Here is a 16733-nt window from a genome sequence, read left to right as displayed (position 1 = left end):
CCACCCGGTGTCCGTCCGGGCCTGGGTGGTCCGCGAACGGTCAGGCCAGACCGAAAGCGCGTTCCTCCTCGGGCGTCAGGCCGATCAGCCGGGCGCCGCGCCGCACCGCCGCCTCGTCGAGCGGGCCGGGACGGACCGGGCCCGCCTCCGGGTCCAGGCGCCGTTCGTGTGCCTCGAACACCTGGTAGACGTCGAACCCGTACTGGTGTCGCATGACCTGGCAGCCCAACTCGTTGATCATGCAGTTGGTGCTGCACGACCCCGTGTTGCGGGGCACCCGCCAGCCCATCGCCTCCAGGTCGGCGATCAGGTCCTCGCGTGCGGGCCTCGGCACGAACTCGTAGAACGGCACCAGGATCGTCCGGGACGGCGCCGTGTCGAGCAGGTCGGCCGACTCGGGCGCGCGGGTGCGGGCGTGGTCGCGCAGCGGTGCGACGAAGCCGTCCGCCGCGGCGGACAGCGGCGGCAGGAAGGTCTGCGCCATCGCGGTCTCGTCGCCGACCCGGTTCTGGCCCTTGTGCGTGCCCACGAAGCAGAACGGCACGTCGTTCTCGCGGCAGAACACCGTGGCCCGCGCGGAGATCGTGGCGAAGCACGGCCAGCACGCGGACCCGAACGTCATCGCCGACCGCACCAGCTCCGGGTCGCCCTGGTCGGGAATGCCGAACCCGATGCGGAACAGGTTGTCCATGGGTTCGCGTTCCGGCTTGGCGATCACCAGGTCCACGCCGAGCCGGTCGCACAGGAAGCGGGCGTTGTCGATCGCGGCCGGCGACTGGTAGCCCTGGTCGAGCATCCACGCGACGACCTTCAGGCCGCGGTGGACCAGGTCGGCGAGCATCCAGCTCGAGTCCTTGCCGCCGCTGTAGAGGACGACGCCGTCGATGTCGCCGCCCGCGCTCGGCAGCGTCCGCAGCACCGACTCGTACCCCTCGCCGGGCTCGACCGGGGCGCCGCGGTAGACCGCGAAGATCCGGTCCAGCAGGGCCGAGCGGTCGACCTGCGGCGCGGCCGGCACCGGTTCGGCGGTCGCGCAGTGCCCGCACACCCCCGCCTCGCCGGGCACCCCGGACACGAGCGCGTCGAATGTCAGCGGCATTCCGCAGCGGGAACAGCCGGTGTCGGTCCGTGCGGCGTCCATGGCGATTTCCCATTCCGTTTCGTTCCGGGCGGTCGTCCGAACCGAAGCAGAACCGGAAGAGCACTCGCAACCACAGCCCACCCATCGGGTGAGGGACACGGGGAATTCCCCGGTAAGGGGTCGACGACATGTGCGGAATAACCGGCCGGGTGGCGTTCGACCGCGATCTCACGCGGTCGCCCGAGGTGATCGAGGCGATGACGGCCACGCTGTCGCGGCGCGGTCCGGACGACTCCGGCGTGTGGGTGGACGGCCCGGTGGCCTTGGGGCACACCAGGTTGGCGGTGATCGACCTGCCGGGCGGGCGGCAGCCGATGGTCGCGCGCACGCCGGACGGCCCGGTCGTGCTGGTCTACAGCGGCGAGGTGTACAACCACCGCGAACTGCGCGCCCGGCTGCGCGATCACCCGTTCCGCACCGCGAGCGACACGGAAGTCGTGTTGCGCGGATATCTGGAATGGGGCGAGGAGATCGCGGAACGGCTCGACGGCATGTACGCGTTCGCCGTGTGGGACGGCCGACGCGACGCGCTGGTGTTGATCCGCGACCGAATGGGGGTGAAACCGCTCTACTACCACCCGACTCCGGCGGGTCTGGTGTTCGGTTCGGAACCGAAAGCGCTGCACGCCGACCCGGCGGTGGACCGGGTGCTGGACACCGACGGCCTGCGCGAGGCCGTGGCCCGGGTGAAGACGCCGGGCCACGCGTTCTGGTCGGGCATGCGCGAACTCCTGCCCGGCACGGTCCTGACGGCCACCCGCGCGGGCCTGCGCACACGGACGTACTGGACGCTGTCGGCCCGCGAGCACCGCGACGACCTCCCGACCACCGTGGCCACCGTGCGGCGGCTGCTCGGCGAGGCGGTCGCGCGGCAGTCGGTGGCCGACGTGCCGCACTGCGCGCTGCTGTCCGGCGGCCTCGACTCCAGCGCGATCACCGTGTTGTCGCCCGCCGGCACGCGCACGATGTCGGTCGAGTTCGCCGGGCAGGAGCACGTCGCCGACGTGAATCGGCCCGACGCCGACGCGCCGTTCGTGCGGGACGTGGTCGCGCACGTGGGCACGGAACACCGGGCGGTGGTGCTGGACGCGGCACGCCTGGCCGATCCGGCGGTGCGGGCGACGGCCGTGGCGGCGTGGGATCTGCCGATCTCGATGGGCGACCTGTCGACGTCGCTGCACCTGCTGTTCACGGCGGTGCGGGAGACGGCGACGGTCGCGTTGTCGGGGGAGTCGGCGGACGAGCTGTTCGGCGGCTACAGCTGGTGCCACGACGGCAGACCCAAGACGACGTTCCCGTGGCGTGCCGCCCTGGCGCCGCTGATGACCGACCGCATGTACCACCCGGACCTGGTGGCGTCGCTGGACGTCGGGACGTACGTGGCCGACCGCTACCGGGAGGCGCTGGCCGAGGTCCCGCCCGGCGCCGACGTCACCACCCACCTGAACCTGACCCGGATGAACCGGATGCTGCTGGACCGCAAGGACCGGATGAGCATGGCGACCGGGCTGGAGGTGCGGGTGCCGTTCTGCGACACGGCGTTGGTCGAGTACGTGTACAGCGTGCCGTCGGCGCTGACGACGTTCGACGGTCGGGAGAAGAGCCTGCTGCGGGCGGCCGTCGCGCCGTTGTTGCCGCCGAGCGTGGTGGGACGTCGCAAGGCCATGTACCCGACGACGAACCAGTCCGCGTACGTGTCCGCGATCCAGGGGCAGGCGGCCGACCTGCTGTCGTCCGACCACGCGGTGACACCGTTGTTCGACACGGCTTTCCTGCGTGCGGCGGCGTCGGCCGAGGTCGTGTCGCCGGTCGAGCGCACGGGTCTGGAGACCTACCTGGACATGGCCGCGTGGGTGGACGCCACCTCCCCGAAGCTGGACCTGAACTGAGTAAAGGCGCTTGACTCGGGCTGAGTAAAGCGGGTTTACTCACCGGGTCGCACTCATCAGGGGAGGACCCATGCACGTCGTCGAAGAGACCGAGGACCGCACCACGCGCACGGCCGCCGCCACCATGACCGCACTGGCCGGGCCGAGCCGGGGCAGCGCGGAACTGAGCACGTGGCGCGTCCGGATGTCGGCCGGCACCGAGTCGCCGCCGCACGTCGTCGACCGCGACCAGGTGTGGATGCCGGTCGCGGGCACGTTCGCGTTCACCACGCCCGACGGCTCCGCGGAGGTCACCGCCGGACAGGCGGTCGTGGTCGCCGCCGGGGAGGAACGGCGGTTCCGGACGGTCGACGGCCCGGCCGAGGCGCTCGTGTGCATGCACCCGGACGGCAGGGCGGGCGTCGTCGGGAGCGGGGAGTCGCACCCGCTACCTTGGGCCGGGTGACCTCGAAGGACCCCTTGGCCGGCGCGGAGCTGACCTACCTGCTGGGCATCTCGTTCCAGCTCCTGGTGACCGAGTTCGACCGGAGGCTGGGCGAACTCGGCTACACCGACCTGCGGCCCGTGCACGGCTTCGTGTTCCAGCTCCTCAAGAACGGCGGCCTGACCGGCACCGAACTCGCCGAACACCTCGGCGTGACCAAGCAGGCCGCCGGTCAGACCGTGGCCTACCTGGAGGACCGCGGCTACGTCAGCCGCGAGGAACACCCCGGCGGTGGGCGTCGACGCCTCGTCGTGCTCACCGACCGGGCCCGGGAGCACCTGCGGGTCGCCGGCCGCGTGATGCGCGAGCTGGAGTCGACGTTGCCCGGCGGCGAGGCGCTGCGGGTCGACCTCGCCGCCGTCGTCCGGTCGCTGGCCGGGACGGCGTTGCCGCCGCTGCGCCCCGTGTGGTGATCGACCGGGGTGGTGATCAACTCCGGAGGGTGGCGGCGCGGTCGACGACCTCCGACTCGGTCAACGCGCCGGCGGGGTGGTGGCTCAGGCACATCGGCGCCCGCACCTTCACGAAGCCGGTGCCCTCCGTGGACGCGTGGAACACGCCCGCGGGCAGGCGGGAGATGTCGTCGATGCGCCCGCCCTTGGCCCGTGCCAGGTCGAGCGCGGTCTGGATCTGGATCGCGGCGTTGAGGCGGCCGAACAACTGCGTGGCCGCGTTGCCGGTGACCATGTTGTGCAGCGCCTTCGGCGCCTGGGTGGCGTAGACCAGGCCCAGGCCGTACTTCCGCGCCTGGGTGGCCAGGCGCAGGCTGCTCTCGGTCGACGCGGTCACGCCGCGCGACGGCACGAACGTCTGCGCCTCGTCGAGCACCAGCAGCCCGCCCAGCGGCCGGTCGCCCGCCGGGTGGCGCCTGATCCACGCGAACAGCGCGAGCTGGAGGTGGTTGACGAACGTCCGCCGCTGGTCGTCGGTCGCCAGGCCGACGCAACTGATCACCGACACCCTGGCCCGACGGCCCGGGGTCGGGGTGAGCAGGACGCCGGGGTCGACGTGGTCGCCCACGCCGCCGAACACCGGGTCGTTGATCATCGCGGCGTGCAGGCCGTCGGCCATGTCGGCGGCCAGCCGGGTGGCGTCGCGGACCGTGCCCACGCCGTCGGGCAGGTCGGTCAGCGCCTCGACGAACCCCGCGAGGTCGGTGCCGCCCCGGCGCGCGTACCAGGTCAGGGCCTGGGTGAGCACGGCACGCCCGGTGTCGATCCGGCGACCGACCAGGCCGGTGCGCGGCATGAGGCCGGACACCGAGGCGTCGACCGACATGCGGAACTCGTCCGGGTCGTCGAGCACGCCGCCGAAGTCCGGGAAGGGGTTGAGCACCAGCGGACGTCCGGCCGCGCGGCACGGCGTCCAGACGACCACCTCGGTGTCGGCGTGGTAGCGCGCGGCCCGGTCGGCGTCGCCGGGGCCCCAGCCCGCAGGCTCCGCGGGCCACTCGTCGCCCAGGCGGGCCAGGTCGTTGTTGGTGTCGATCACGATGGACGACACGCCCGCCAGCGCGGCCTCCTCGATCAGCCGCCGCAGCAGGACGGTCTTGCCCGAACCGCTGCCGGCGAACACCGCGACGTGCTTGCGCAGGGCCGACAGGGGCACCGTGAACGGCGTCCCGGTGGCGACGCTCGCGCCGAAGGTGAGGACCGGTTCCGGGGCACCGGCGTCGGCCAGGTCGACGCGGTGGCCGTCGGACCCGGCGGGCTCGACGGCGGTCGGTTCCGGCGTGACGGGGGTCAGGCGGGTGCCGGTCGACTCCGCCGGGATCGGGGCGAAACCCATCGGCTTGGCGGGTTCCCGCCGGGGCAGCGGTGCGCCGGGGTCGACCGGGCGGAAACCGGTGCCGGTCGCCTCGGCCGGGACCGGGTGGAAACCCGTCGACTCGGCCGGGTGGGCCGGCTCTGGGTGGGCCGGCTCTGGGTGGGCGTCCGCGGACTCCACGGCCACGGGTCTGAGGTTCGTGCCCGTCGAGGTCGCCGACAGCTTGGGCGCGGGCGGGACCTCGGGCTGGAACAGGTCGGCACGAGCCTTGGACGGCCGTCGGGTCGACGCCGGGAACACCCGCGTGAACAGGTCCGACGAGCCCGCCGGGCGGCGGGCCCGCAGCCAGGCGCGCAACCCCGCCGGCGACTCGTCGATGAGCGTGCGCAGGGCGGCGAACACCCGCAGGTCCTCGTCGGCGAACGGCAGCACGACACCGCCCGCCGCCTGGAACTCGCCGACCGCCTGAGCCGTGCGCGGCCCGCCGGAGAACGGCGCCTCGCGCAGGACCACCAGGTGGCGGTTGCCGCCGTCGCGCAGGCCCGCCTCCAGGTACGCCGACCGCAACCGGGTCAGCACGGCGTTCGGGTGGGTGTGGGCGATCGCGCGGAAGCTCCAGTGCACCTCGTCCTCGGTCGCCTCGTCCAGCGTCCGCCGCAGGCGTGCGTGCAGGGCAGGTTTGCCGCCGGGCAGCGCGTCGATCGACAGGTCGTGCCCGTGGTCGCCCTGCTCCACCACGTAGCAGCGCAACGCCGCGTTGAGCAGCGCCGGGACGAGTTTGTCCTCCCACTCGTGGTCCAGGGGCGCGGTCACGTCGGCCGCCGCGCACAGCCGGGCGAACCGCTCGTCGAGCACGCCGAGGTCCACCGGTACGACCGGCGTCGGCGCGGCGTCCACCTCACCGGCGTCGAAGTCGGCCAGCTCCGCCACCTCGTCGCGGGCCAGGCAGCGGCGCACGTGGTCGTCCACGCGTTGCAGCAGGCGACGCGGCGTGTAGTGGGCGATCCCGTCCGCGCCGAACGCCGACCGCAGCACCGGCCACGTCGGGTACGGCGGCGTGAAGCCGATCTCGCCGTACAGACCGGCCAGGTGGCGTTCCACGATCGCCGTCGCCACGGACGCGCTCGGCATGGCCGTGCGCAGGTCCAGCACCCGGAACCGGTCGGCGGCCGAGTTCACGCCCCGGTTCGCGATCAGGTCCCACGAGCCGGGGATGCACGCCACCACCAGGATCGTGCGCCGGGTCTCCTCGCGCAGCCGCATCAGGCCGTCGGCCAGCCGGTCGGCCAGCTCGACCTCGTCGACGCCGGTCGCCGGGCGGGTCAGCACGGAGTCGATCTGGTCGACCGCCATGACCACGGGCCCGGTCAGCGCGAAGATCCGGGACAGGTCGTTGAGCACGAGCTGGGCGGGCCGGGTGCGCGAGCGGAAGCCCCACGCCTCGCGGTCGGCCTCGTCGATGCCGTCGGCCAGCACCAGGAACCCGTGTCCGACCTCGCTGGGCTGCCCCTTCGCCCGGTAGAGCACGAGCGCGCGCAGCGTGTCCTGGCACTCGACGGCGACCCGGGGGTCGATGTCGTAGAGCCGGTCGATCAGCCCGTCGACGTCGGCGCGGGCGACCGGGATCGTGCCGCGCAGCCGCAACCGGGACTCGTGGTTGTGGCCGGTGCGCTCGGCGAGCTTGTCGAGCATCCGGCCGAGCTGGTCGTTGGTCAGCAGGCCGCCGACGACGCCGTGCACGGCACCGGCCCAGAACGAGTGCTCGTCGAGCAGCTTGAGCAGGAAGAACGCGCCGCCCTCCTGCTGGACGCGCTGCCGCAGCCAGCCCAGCAGGTGGGTCTTGCCCACGCCGCGCTCGCCGCGCAGCACGATGCCGGTCGGGTTGGCGTCCGCCTTGCGCGCCGCCGCCGCGACCGCGTGCGTGATGTCCTCGGCCGCGCGTTGGTGCAGGCCGTCGACGTGGTGGTCCAGCGGGCTCCAGATGTCGTCGGGCGTGACCGCCCAGTTGAACTGGACCGACGCGAGCGCGTGGCGTTCCTCCTCGTTCACCCGGCCTCCCCGACGACGAGCACGTGCCGTGCGGAACCGCCGAGGACGAGCGCGGCGTCGCGGTCCCGGTCGGTCAAGGTCTTCTGGTCGGCCTCGGCCCACAGGTGCACGCCCGCGCGCCGGGCCAGCGCGTCGAGCACCCGGTCGAGGTCCGCGCGCGGCACGTCCGCCAGTCGGTCGCGCAGGTCGGCGAGCCGGACCGGGCCGTGCGCGCCGGTCACCGCCCGGTGCGCGTCGAGCACGCGCCGGGCGAGGTCGGGGCGGAACAGGTCGGCGACCGCGTGGTCGGTGTCGTCCAGCCAGCGGCGCAGGCCCGCGAGCACGGCGTAGAGCGTGGCGCTCGCGTAGCCCGACCGCGCCGGGCGCTCGGCGCCGAACTCCTCGGCGCACCGGACCGCGCCCCGGTCGGTCAGTTCGTGCACGTACGCGCGGCCGACCTTCGTGCTGGTCACCAGGTCCAGGTCGTTGAGGCGGCGGCGGGACGCGCCGTCGAGCGAGAGGCCCGCGACGGCGCGCAGGTCGGCGTTGGTGAGTTCGCGCGCCTCGGCCAGCAACACCAGCAGTGTCGCCCGCTCCTGCGCCGTCAACCTGTCGTCCGACATGCCCCACCCTGGATTGTCGCGGTCGTGCCGATCACACGTCCGGGTCACGGCACCCTATGCGTTGTCACCGGTATGTGAGGCATCCGGGTTGAATCCGGGCGTCGGCGTCCCCGGTTCGGGGTGCCGGAGGCCGCTGTCGGACACGCTCGGTCGGGGCTGTGGCGCAGGTAGCCTCGCAAGGGTGAAGCGGAACATCACGTGCCCCTGCGGGGAGCAGATCACCGGGCAGGACGAGGACGACCTGGTCGCCAAGACCCAGGCCCACCTCAAGGAGAAGCACCCGGGCCACGACTACTCGCGGGACGAGATCCTGTTCATGGCCTACTGATTCCGCAGTGTCCGGCGCGGCTGTCCCGGTGGGTCCGGCCGCGCCGCGCGTTCGTGACGCCCGGGTCGGAAGCGGTCGCTTCCGACCGGGAGTCCGGCGCGCGGGTTCGACTTGGCACGCGGCGATCGCACCGCCCTGCGGGCGAGCCGGGAATGACGAAGTGGAGCGGCCTGTCGCGGAGAGGTCGGCCTCCCGCTCCTGCCGACCGTGATCGGCCCGGCGGACCCCTCGCGCCGGTTCACGGTCGTCCGCGACGAGAACGTGAACGTCCCTGCGCCATGCCGCCGATCGGGTCTGTTTCGCGCGGGTTCGGCGGACATCGGCCACGTCCGGCCCGGCCGGTGGACCAGAATCGGTGCGGTATCGCGTCGGCGCGTTCCGAGGGGGAGTCGTGGTCACGTTCACCGACTTCTTCGAGACCACGTTCCCCGGGGTGCTGTCCCGTGCCCTGATGTCGTCGGGTGATCGGCACGAGGTGGAGGACACGGTCCAGGACGCCTATACGGAGGCGTTGCGGGCGTGGGACCGGATCGCGCACTACGACTCGCCTGAAGCGTGGGTGGCACGCGTGGTGCGCCAGCGGTTGTGGCGTTCCGCCGGACGGTGGCGGTATCGGGGCCCGGCCGTACCGGGCGAGAATGCCGCATGGGTTGCGGCGCAAGGAGATCGGGGCCATGCACGCGCGCGGGCCGTGCTGACTGCGTTGGACGGGTTGCCCGGACGGCAGCGTGTGGTGATCGTGCTGCACTGCCTCGACGGCCTGGGGCAGCAGGAGATCGCCGACGAGTTGGGCATCGCGCGCGGCGTGGTCGTCGGGAGCATCGGCAAGGGTCGGCGGACGTTGGAGAACGCCCTGGTCGACCCGGGGTCGCGGCGCCCGCTGTCGGCCGGTTCCGCGCTGCCGGAGGCCGTGTCCGATCCGCTGGCCGACGTGCTCGCCGCGACCGAGCGGTGGTGGGCGGACCGCGTCGCCGCCGATTCCCGGGCCCGGGAACGCCTGCTGCGCGCGATCGTCTCGCGGTCGGTGCGCGGCTGACCCGCATCGCCCGCGGGACCACGCCATCGCGGGCCGACGATCGCCGAAACGGCCGTGAGGACCAGCGATCCCGCGCCGACCGTTGCCGACGTGCGGTGGGAGATCGGGTCGTCGTGGCCGGAGCGCGGGCCCCGTCGTCCATGCGCTGCTCGCCGATCACGATGTCGAGCCGGTCGGGCCGCGAATCCGTTCCCGTCAGTCGGCCGGCGATGCCGCCGTTCGGGGACATTCCCGGGTGTGCGGTGAACAAAACCGGCTCCCCGGGGTGTGAGTGGGTGAGAATCGGCGCGGACGGTGCCGATGCGACCTGATCGGAAGGTGCCGTATGACGCTCGATCCCGTGCTCGCGGCGGCGGTCCCGAGGTGGGGCGACCCCGACCCGGAGTCCCGGCACCCACCGTCGTCCACGTCCCGGTGGGCGGAAGTGCGGATCGGGACCCGCGAACGCGGGATCCCCGGGGACCTGCCGTGATCGGCCGGGCGGTGGACGGCGTGGCCACGGCCGCGTCGGGCCTCCTCGCGTTCGTGCTGCGGGTCGGGCTCTGTCTGGCCGTCGGCGCTTTCGTGCCGCTCTACCTCGTGGTGCTGGTGCTGCCGGTCGTCTCGGGCTCGGCCGATTCGCTGTTCCGGGGCGACGTCGTCCTGGCGCTCGTCGGCGGTGGCCTGGTGTTGCCGGGGTCGCTGTGCGGCCTCGCGCGGGCGTCCAGACCGACGGCCCGGCTCGCGGACACCGTCGCGGTCGCCGAGCGCGACGCGCCCGACCTGTGGCGGATGGTGGTCGAGTGCGCCCGGCTGCTGGGCACCCGCGCACCGACCGAACTGCGGCTGACCGACGAGGCGGGCGCGGCCGTCGAGGAGGACGCCCGCCTGTTCGGGCTCGTGCCGGGCACCCGGCGGCTGTACCTCGGCGTGCCGTTGACGTTGTGCCTGTCCACGGCCGAACTGCGTGCCGTGGTGTGTCACGAACTCGGTCACTACGCACGTGGGCGCACCCGGTTCGGCGTGCAGGCGGTGCGCGGGTCCTCGGCCATGGCGCACGCCCGGCGCGAGCTGGCCCGTGCCGCGTCGGCCAACCCGCTCGCCCGCGTGTACACGGGCATCCCGTTGCTGTTGCTCACCGGATACGCGCTGCTCTACGACTGGGTCTCGTTCACCGTGCGCCGTCGGCAGGAGGTGGACGCCGACGCCGCGGCGGCCCGGATCGCGGGCGGTCGGGTGGTGGCGGACGCGTTGCGCTCGACCCAGGCGGCCGGTGTCGCGTGGGCGGATTTCGTCGACCGGTTCCTGGAACCCGCGCGGGCGCGCGGCCTGGTGCCCGACGACCCGTTCACCGCTTTCCACGCCATGGTCGACGATCCCGAGTACCGCGAGCGGTTCGCCGAGTTCCGGGAACCGCTGCCCGTCGGCCGCCGGGGCGTGCGCGACCCGCACCCGCCGTTGGCGCGTCGGCTGGCGGTGCTGGACCGGCCCGGCGGCGGCGACCCGACGTGCGAGCCCGCCGCCGGACTGCTCGTCGACCGGCACGCGCTGTTCGTCCGGCTGTGGCGGGCGGTGCGGCCCGGCCCCCGCCTGAGGTGGACGCGGTGGCTGGACGAGGTGATCCGGCAGCACGTCGTCGACGGGGCGGTGCCGCTGCGCCGCGCGGTCCGGCGGGTGACGGGGGAGCGGACGCCGAACCTCGAGGCCGTGCTGGACCTGCTCGAAGCCGGTCGTGGCGCCGAACTCGGCAAGGCGCTGCCCGACGCGTTGCCGGTGGTCGTCGGCCAGGCGTTGGCCGACGTCGGCGCGGCCCGCTGGTCGGTGCCGTGGACGGGCCGGCCCCGGCTGGTCGTCCGCGACGACGACGACCTCGACGCGGTGGTCGGGACGGCGGTCGGTGGCCGGGTGTCCCGCCTGCGGCTGGTCCTGGCCCTGGCCGGTGTCGACCCGGCCGACGTGGTGATCCCGGCCGGGTCGACGCCGGTGGCCGCCGCGGAGATCCGTCTTGAGCAGGGCGGCCACCTCGCGCTGGTGCTCTCGGTCGTGGGGTTCGCCGTGGTGGTCGCCCTGGTGACGATCGCGATCCGGCCGGTAGGACCGCGACCGGTGCGTCCCACGTACGACCCGGCCGAGGTCCTGCTCACGACGGTGCGGCCGGGACCCGCGATCGAGCCCCGGCCGACGCTGCCCGGCTTCTCCCCGCCGAAGACGCCGTGAGGGTCAGCGGGCGACGATCACCTCCAGCGTGCGCGGGCCGTGCACGCCCTCGACGCGTTCGAGTTCGATGTCGCTGGTCGCGGACGGGCCGCTGATCCACGTCTGCGTGCGGACGCCGGCGAGCGCGGCGACGGCGTCGGGCACGTCGGCCACGATCCGGTCCCGGCGCACCACGACCAGGTGGTAGTCGGGCAGCAGGGTGAGCGCGCGGACACCCTGGTCGGGCGCGTCGTGGTCGAGCACGATCGTGCCGGTCGCGGCGATCGCGACGCGGCAGGCGGTGATCACGCCGTCGACGGCGCCGAGCCGTTGGGTGTCCACAGTGGACCGGTCGGCCGTAGGTGCCCAGCCGGCGGGGATCCCCGGTGCGGCGACGACGTCCCGCGCGTTCCGGTCGTGCAGGGCCGTGGCCACGGCGGCGGCGATCGCGTCGGCGGACACGACGCGGACGCGTGCGCCGTAGTCCCGCACCCGGTCGGCGAACAGGTCGACGTCACCCGGCTCCCCGGTCGCCCGGCGGTAGGCGCGGGGGACCGGAGGTGTGGGCCGGCGGTCGCCGAGCGCGGCGGCGATGCGGCGCAGGATCTCGTCGCGGGCGTTCACCGGGACTCCCACCAGTCGCGGAAGGTCTGCCGGGGCGGTCGTGGCGCGTCCCGCGTTCCCGTCCACGCCGACAACGGCGGCGGCAGGCTGCCGATCCGGTCGCGCCGCCGGCCCAGCGCGCGACCCAGTCGACCGGCCCGTAGCAGCCGGCGCCACCGCCCGGCGTCCGCCATCGCCCACGCCAACGCGCGCATCGCGGCGGCCTCGGCGACGGGTGCGTGGTCCTCGACCACCTTGCCGCGCAGGTGGACCAGGATCGACGGGATGTCGATCGCCACCGGGCACACGTCCTGGCAGACGCCGCACAGCGACGACGCGTAGGGCAGGGTCCGGTTGTGCGCCACGCCGGTGAGCTGCGGCGACAGCACCGCGCCGATCGGGCCGGGGTAGACCGAACCGTAGGCGTGGCCGCCCGTGCGCGCGTAGACCGGGCACGAGTTCAGGCACGCCGAGCAGCGGATGCAGCGCAGCGCGGCCCGGCCGACGGTGTCGGCGAGCGTGGCCGTGCGGCCGTTGTCGACCAGCACGACGTGCGCGGTCTGGCCCTCGGTCGGCCCGGTCCACACCGACGTGTAGGGGTTCATCCGCTCGCCGGTCGAGGACCGCGGCAGCAGCTGGAGGAACACCTCCAGGTCCGACCACGTCGGCACCAGCTTCTCGATACCGACGACGCTGATCAGGGTGCGCGGCAGGGTCAGGCACATGCGGCCGTTGCCCTCGGACTCGACGACGACCAGCGAACCGGTGTCGGCGACCGCGAAGTTGGCGCCGGAGATCGCGACGTCGACCGTGGTGAACTTGTGCCGCAGGAAGCGGCGCGCGGCCTCGGCGAGCGCGGCGGGTTCGTCGGTGAGGTCCGGGGCGACGCCGGGCATCTCGCGGCGGAACAGGTCGCGGATCTCCGCGCGGGACCGGTGGATGGCGGGCACCAGGATGTGGCTCGGCCGGTCGTGTCCCAATTGGACGATCAACTCGGCGAGGTCGGTCTCGATCGGGGCGATCCCGGCGGCGTCGAACGCGTCGTTGAGCCCGATCTCGGCGCCGGCCATGGACTTCACCTTGATCACCTCGCGGGTGCCGGTCGCGGCGACCAGGTCGGTGACGATCCGGGCGGCCTCGGCGCCGTCACGGGCCCAGTGCACGGTCGTGCCGCGGGCGACGAGGTCGGCCTCGAACGCGAGCAGGTGGGTGTCCAGGTCGGCGAGCGTCGCGTCCTTGATCGCGGCACCGGCGGCGCGCAGTCCGGCCCAGTCGGGCAGCTCCTCGACGACCCGGGCGCGTTTGGCGCGGATCGTGCCGGTGGCCTTGGCCAGGTTGCGGCGGAGCTGCGCGTCGCCCAGCGCGGCCCGTGCCGCGGTCGGGAACGGTTCGCCCGACAGCGTCGGCATGCCCAGGAACGTCATCGCGTCACCGCCGTCGGCGCGTCGGCCGTGCTCGCCAGCACCTGCGCCAGGTGCAACGGCCGCACCCCCGTGCGCAACCGGCTCAGCCCGCCGCCGATGTGCATGAGGCACGACGAGTCGCCGGCCGTGAGCACGCGGGCGCCCGTGCCCACGACGGCGGCCATCTTGTCGGCCAGCATCGCGGTCGAGGTGTCGGGGTTCTTGAGCGCGAACGTGCCGCCGAACCCGCAGCACTCGTCGGCCGCCGGCAGTTCGACCAGGTCGATGCCCCGCACGGCCCTGAGCAGCTGTTCCGGTCGGTCGCCGACCCGAAGCAGGCGCAGCGAGTGGCACGTCGGGTGGTAGGTCACCCGGTGCGGGAAGTACGCGCCGACGTCGGTCAGGCCCAGGACGTCGACCAGGAACTCCGAGAGTTCGTACGTGCGCTGCCCGACCTGTGCGGCGGCGTCGGCCAGCCCGCGGTCGCCGTGTTCGCGGGCCACGTCGGCGTGCTGGTGGCGGACGGCGGCGGTGCACGAACCCGACGGCGTGACCACGACGTCGGCGTCCGCGAACGCCTCGACGTGGTTGCGCACGACCGGCAACGCCATCCGCGCGTACCCGGTGTTGACGTGCATCTGGCCGCAACAGGTCTGTCCGCGCGGCACGACGACCTCGTGGCCGAGACGTTCCAGCAGGGTGACGGTGGCCTTGCCGACGTCGGGGAACAGCCCGTCGACCAGACAGGTGACGAAGAGCGCGACTCTCACCCGTCCCAACGTAGACACCGCCGTGTCGCCGCGCGACCCTGTCCACAGTGGACCTTCGGGGGTCAGCTCACGTAGATCTCGCCCGGACCCGAGAACACGGCGATGCAGGAGTCGTACTTCAACGCCCAGCGGTGGCCGATGTAGGTCTCCTGGCGCATCGTCTGGCCGGGTTCGACGTCGAACCAGTGCTGCCACTCGCCGTACTGGTCGATCCAGAAGACCAGGATCGGCAGGCCGTTGCCCTCGTAGTCGTTGGTGACCGTGAACACGGCGGGGATGTCGGACGGCTCGGACGGCACGTCGGCCTCGGAGCACGAGTACCAGTCGACGGTGCCCTTGACCTCCGGGTCGGGGAGTGCGGGCGTCGTGGTCGTGGTCGTCGTCGTGGTGGTGCTGGTGGTCGTCGTCGGTTCGTCCGACGTGGTGGTCGTGGTCTCCGTGGTGGTCTCGGAGGTCGTCGTCGTGGTGGTGATCGTCTTGGTGCCGCTGGTCGCGGTGTCGGCGGGGGCGCCGGTCAGGTTCACGACCAGGGCGACGGCAAGGCCGACCGCGACCACGCCCGTGACAGCGGCGACGACGGCGAGCTTGCGCGAGCCGCCCGTGTCGGCGGGCGGCATGGTCGGGACCGGGAACGGCGGGGTGCTCGTGTTCGGGGTGTACGGCGGCGGCTGGTGCCGGAACGGCGGCGCGGTGGTCGGGTTCGGCCGGGGGGCGACGTCGAACAGCGTCGGCGGGTGTTGCGGGGGTTCGACGCGGGTCGGCGGCTGCGGCGTCTCGACCCGCGTCGGTGGCTGCGGCGGTTCGACCCTGGTGGGGGTCGGCGGCGTGTCCAGGCGCGTGGGCCTCGGCGTCGTGACGCGGGTGGCTTCCAGCGCCTCGCGCGCGGCGGCGGCCAGCGCACCGGGCGTCTGGTAGCGGGCCTCGGGCTCCTTGGCCATGCCGGTCGCCACCACGTGGTCGAACGCGGGCGGCAGGTCGGCGGCCTTGAGCGTGGGCGCCGGCGGCGGCACGTTCAGGTGGGCGTGGATCAGCGACGGCATGCTGCCGCCCGGGAACGGCTTGGCGCCGGTCAGGCACTCGTAGAGCAGGCAGGCCAGGGCGTAGACGTCGGACCGCACGTCCGCCTCGCCGGTGACGAACCGCTCCGGCGCCATGTAGTCGAGCGTGCCGATCGCGGCACCGGTCGCGGTCAGGCCGGTGGTGCCCGTGGTGCTGCGGGCGATGCCGAAGTCGAGCAGGTGGACGAAATCGCCGCCGGCGACCGAGGCCAGCAGCACGTTGGACGGCTTGACGTCGCGGTGCACGAGTCCGGCCGCGTGGGCGGCGTCCAGCGCGGCGGCGAGCTGCGAGATGACGGTCACGGAGCGTGCGGCGGACAGGCGGCCCTCGGCGAGCACCTTGTCCAGGTCACGGCCCTCGATGAGGGCCATGTCGAGGTACATGCGGCCGTCGATCTCGCCGAAGTCGTTGATCGGCACGACGTGCGGCGCGCTCAGCCGGGACAGCAGCCGGGCCTCGCGGCGGAAGCGGGCGCGGAAGTCCTCGTCGTTCGCCATCGCCACGGGCAGCCGCTTGAGTGCCACGTACCGGCCGTTGACGGTGTCGAAGGCACGGTGGACCTCGCCCATGCCGCCCCGGCCGAGCAACGCCTCGATCCGATACGGCCCGAACTGCTCGGACATGCCACCCCTTCGACACCGGACAACCCGCATTCCACATCGCCGGGACGGGGCCGCGCGCTACGCCCGAGTCCGTTTCGGAATGCGAAATGACGCCTGGTGACCGTGGGGTCACGACCCGTTCCGAAGGAATGGCGTGGACCCGCCGGAGCCGGACGGGAGTGGCTGAGATCCTGTGCGCCGACGGTCGTCAGTGGACGGGGGAAGGTTGTCGTGCGGTGGTGGGGAGTGGTCGTAGCGGTGTCGGGGATGCTGCTCGCGGCGTGCGCGCAGGCAGAGCCGGGAGTGGCACGACCGACGGGCGGGGTGTGGTCGGACGTCCAAGGGCGCTGGTGGGGCTGGGCATCGGTACCGGAGGCACGCAACCCGGTGGCGGACCGGACGGGCGAGTTCTGCGGCGAGGGTCAGCCGGACGACGTGTGGTTCGTCGCGGGGACGTTCGGCGGCGCGGTCGAGCGCACGTGCGAGGTGCCTGCGGGACGGCCGCTCGTCGGCCCCGTGGTGAACAGGATCGGCACGTCGGGTGAGTGCGCCTTGTTCATGGCGGACGCGAAAGGGCAGGTGAGCCTTGACGGCGTGCCCGTCGTGCCGCACGAGGTGGGTGCGGTGAAGACGGTGGTCCGGGCCGGGGCGGACAACTCGTGGGACCTGCGCGCCGGTGAGAGTCGTGTCACCGCGTGCGGCCTGTGGCTGTGGGTGCCGCCCTTGTCGCCGGGGCGGCACGAACTGCGTTTCGAGGGGTCCACCGGCAAGTTCCACGTCGCCGCCGTCTACCGGCTCAAGGTGGTCGGGGAACGCGCCTGAGCC

Annotated in this window: 15 protein-coding genes; 8 read left to right on the top strand and 7 right to left on the bottom strand. The window is 73.4% G+C overall.

From position 1 onward, the window contains the following. Nucleotides 1-40 precede the first annotated feature (40 nt). Nucleotides 41-1099 (bottom strand): adenine nucleotide alpha hydrolase family protein, encoded by a 1059-nt coding sequence (locus F4559_RS19445; RefSeq protein ID WP_184670680.1) that lies wholly within the window; start codon nt 1097-1099, stop codon nt 41-43. 170 nt (nt 1100-1269) lie between these two features. Here F4559_RS19445 and asnB point away from each other — a divergent pair, with 170 nt between their 5' ends. From asnB to F4559_RS19430, 3 genes are all read left to right on the top strand, one after another. Next, complete coding sequence (gene asnB / locus F4559_RS19440) at nt 1270-3030, top strand: asparagine synthase (glutamine-hydrolyzing) (protein WP_184670678.1); 1761 nt, start codon at nt 1270-1272, stop codon at nt 3028-3030. A 70-nt stretch (nt 3031-3100) separates the two neighbouring features. Beyond that, the gene (locus F4559_RS19435) at nt 3101-3475 is read left to right on the top strand and encodes a cupin domain-containing protein (protein WP_184670676.1); all 375 of its coding nucleotides are present in this window, start codon (nt 3101-3103) and stop codon (nt 3473-3475) included. Further along, entirely contained in the window at nt 3472-3927 is a 456-nt protein-coding gene (locus tag F4559_RS19430) for a MarR family winged helix-turn-helix transcriptional regulator (protein WP_184670674.1), read from the top strand. The genes F4559_RS19435 and F4559_RS19430 overlap by 4 nt, the downstream gene beginning before the upstream one ends. 16 nt (nt 3928-3943) lie before the next feature. Here the strand turns inward: F4559_RS19430 and F4559_RS19425 are convergent, their stop codons facing one another. After that, nucleotides 3944-7330, bottom strand: a complete 3387-nt coding sequence (locus tag F4559_RS19425; protein ID WP_312865726.1) for an ATP-binding protein — start codon at nt 7328-7330, stop codon at nt 3944-3946. Further along, complete coding sequence (locus F4559_RS19420) at nt 7327-7932, bottom strand: hypothetical protein (protein WP_184670672.1); 606 nt, start codon at nt 7930-7932, stop codon at nt 7327-7329. The genes F4559_RS19425 and F4559_RS19420 overlap by 4 nt, the downstream gene beginning before the upstream one ends. Nucleotides 7933-8113: 181 nt before the next feature. Between F4559_RS19420 and F4559_RS19415 the strand changes: the two genes are divergently transcribed. From F4559_RS19415 to F4559_RS19400, 4 genes are all read left to right on the top strand, one after another. Continuing rightward, complete coding sequence (locus F4559_RS19415; RefSeq protein ID WP_184670670.1) at nt 8114-8260, top strand: DUF1059 domain-containing protein; 147 nt, start codon at nt 8114-8116, stop codon at nt 8258-8260. Between the two features lie 391 nt (nt 8261-8651). Beyond that, nucleotides 8652-9296 carry an RNA polymerase sigma factor gene (locus tag F4559_RS19410; RefSeq protein ID WP_184670668.1) on the top strand — a complete coding sequence of 215 codons (645 nt, stop codon included), beginning with the start codon at nt 8652-8654 and terminating at the stop codon, nt 9294-9296. A 325-nt stretch (nt 9297-9621) separates the two neighbouring features. Next, nucleotides 9622-9768, top strand: coding sequence for a hypothetical protein (locus tag F4559_RS19405; RefSeq protein ID WP_184670666.1), 147 nt, complete (start codon nt 9622-9624; stop codon nt 9766-9768). Beyond that, nucleotides 9765-11492, top strand: a complete 1728-nt coding sequence (locus tag F4559_RS19400) for a M48 family metallopeptidase (protein WP_184670664.1) — start codon at nt 9765-9767, stop codon at nt 11490-11492. The genes F4559_RS19405 and F4559_RS19400 overlap by 4 nt, the downstream gene beginning before the upstream one ends. Before the next feature lie 3 nt (nt 11493-11495). Here the strand turns inward: F4559_RS19400 and F4559_RS19395 are convergent, their stop codons facing one another. The 4 genes from F4559_RS19395 to F4559_RS19380 all read right to left on the bottom strand — a co-directional run bounded on the left by F4559_RS19395 (nt 11496) and on the right by F4559_RS19380 (nt 15929). After that, nucleotides 11496-12095, bottom strand: coding sequence for a LutC/YkgG family protein (locus F4559_RS19395; RefSeq protein WP_184670661.1), 600 nt, complete (start codon nt 12093-12095; stop codon nt 11496-11498). Then, the gene (locus tag F4559_RS19390; RefSeq protein WP_184670659.1) at nt 12092-13498 is read right to left on the bottom strand and encodes a lactate utilization protein B; all 1407 of its coding nucleotides are present in this window, start codon (nt 13496-13498) and stop codon (nt 12092-12094) included. The genes F4559_RS19395 and F4559_RS19390 overlap by 4 nt, the downstream gene beginning before the upstream one ends. Continuing rightward, nucleotides 13495-14247 carry a (Fe-S)-binding protein gene (locus F4559_RS19385; protein ID WP_184670657.1) on the bottom strand — a complete coding sequence of 251 codons (753 nt, stop codon included), beginning with the start codon at nt 14245-14247 and terminating at the stop codon, nt 13495-13497. Before F4559_RS19385 ends, F4559_RS19390 begins: the two co-directional genes overlap by 4 nt. Before the next feature lie 62 nt (nt 14248-14309). Continuing rightward, the gene (locus tag F4559_RS19380) at nt 14310-15929 is read right to left on the bottom strand and encodes a protein kinase domain-containing protein (RefSeq protein ID WP_184670655.1); all 1620 of its coding nucleotides are present in this window, start codon (nt 15927-15929) and stop codon (nt 14310-14312) included. A 210-nt stretch (nt 15930-16139) separates the two neighbouring features. Here F4559_RS19380 and F4559_RS19375 point away from each other — a divergent pair, with 210 nt between their 5' ends. Then, nucleotides 16140-16730, top strand: coding sequence for a signal protein (locus F4559_RS19375; protein WP_184670653.1), 591 nt, complete (start codon nt 16140-16142; stop codon nt 16728-16730). Nucleotides 16731-16733 lie beyond the last annotated feature (3 nt).

The sequence above is a fragment of the Saccharothrix violaceirubra genome, from assembly GCF_014203755.1.
In the GTDB taxonomy this organism is placed as follows: domain Bacteria; phylum Actinomycetota; class Actinomycetes; order Mycobacteriales; family Pseudonocardiaceae; genus Actinosynnema; species Actinosynnema violaceirubrum.
Note: the sequence above shows the minus strand (reverse complement) of the source record. Positions and strands in the feature narration are given on the sequence as shown.

Bases quoted from the DNA above. Each gene is read 5' to 3' on its own strand.
- F4559_RS19445 (WP_184670680.1), bottom strand. From the start codon at position 1,099: ATGCCGCTGACATTCGACGCGCTCGTGTCCGGGGTGCCCGGCGAGGCG.
- asnB (WP_184670678.1), top strand. From the start codon at position 1,270: ATGTGCGGAATAACCGGCCGGGTGGCGTTCGACCGCGATCTCACGCGG.
- F4559_RS19435 (WP_184670676.1), top strand. From the start codon at position 3,101: ATGCACGTCGTCGAAGAGACCGAGGACCGCACCACGCGCACGGCCGCC.
- F4559_RS19420 (WP_184670672.1), bottom strand. From the start codon at position 7,932: ATGTCGGACGACAGGTTGACGGCGCAGGAGCGGGCGACACTGCTGGTG.
- F4559_RS19405 (WP_184670666.1), top strand. From the start codon at position 9,622: ATGACGCTCGATCCCGTGCTCGCGGCGGCGGTCCCGAGGTGGGGCGAC.
- F4559_RS19390 (WP_184670659.1), bottom strand. From the start codon at position 13,498: ATGACGTTCCTGGGCATGCCGACGCTGTCGGGCGAACCGTTCCCGACC.
- F4559_RS19380 (WP_184670655.1), bottom strand. From the start codon at position 15,929: ATGTCCGAGCAGTTCGGGCCGTATCGGATCGAGGCGTTGCTCGGCCGG.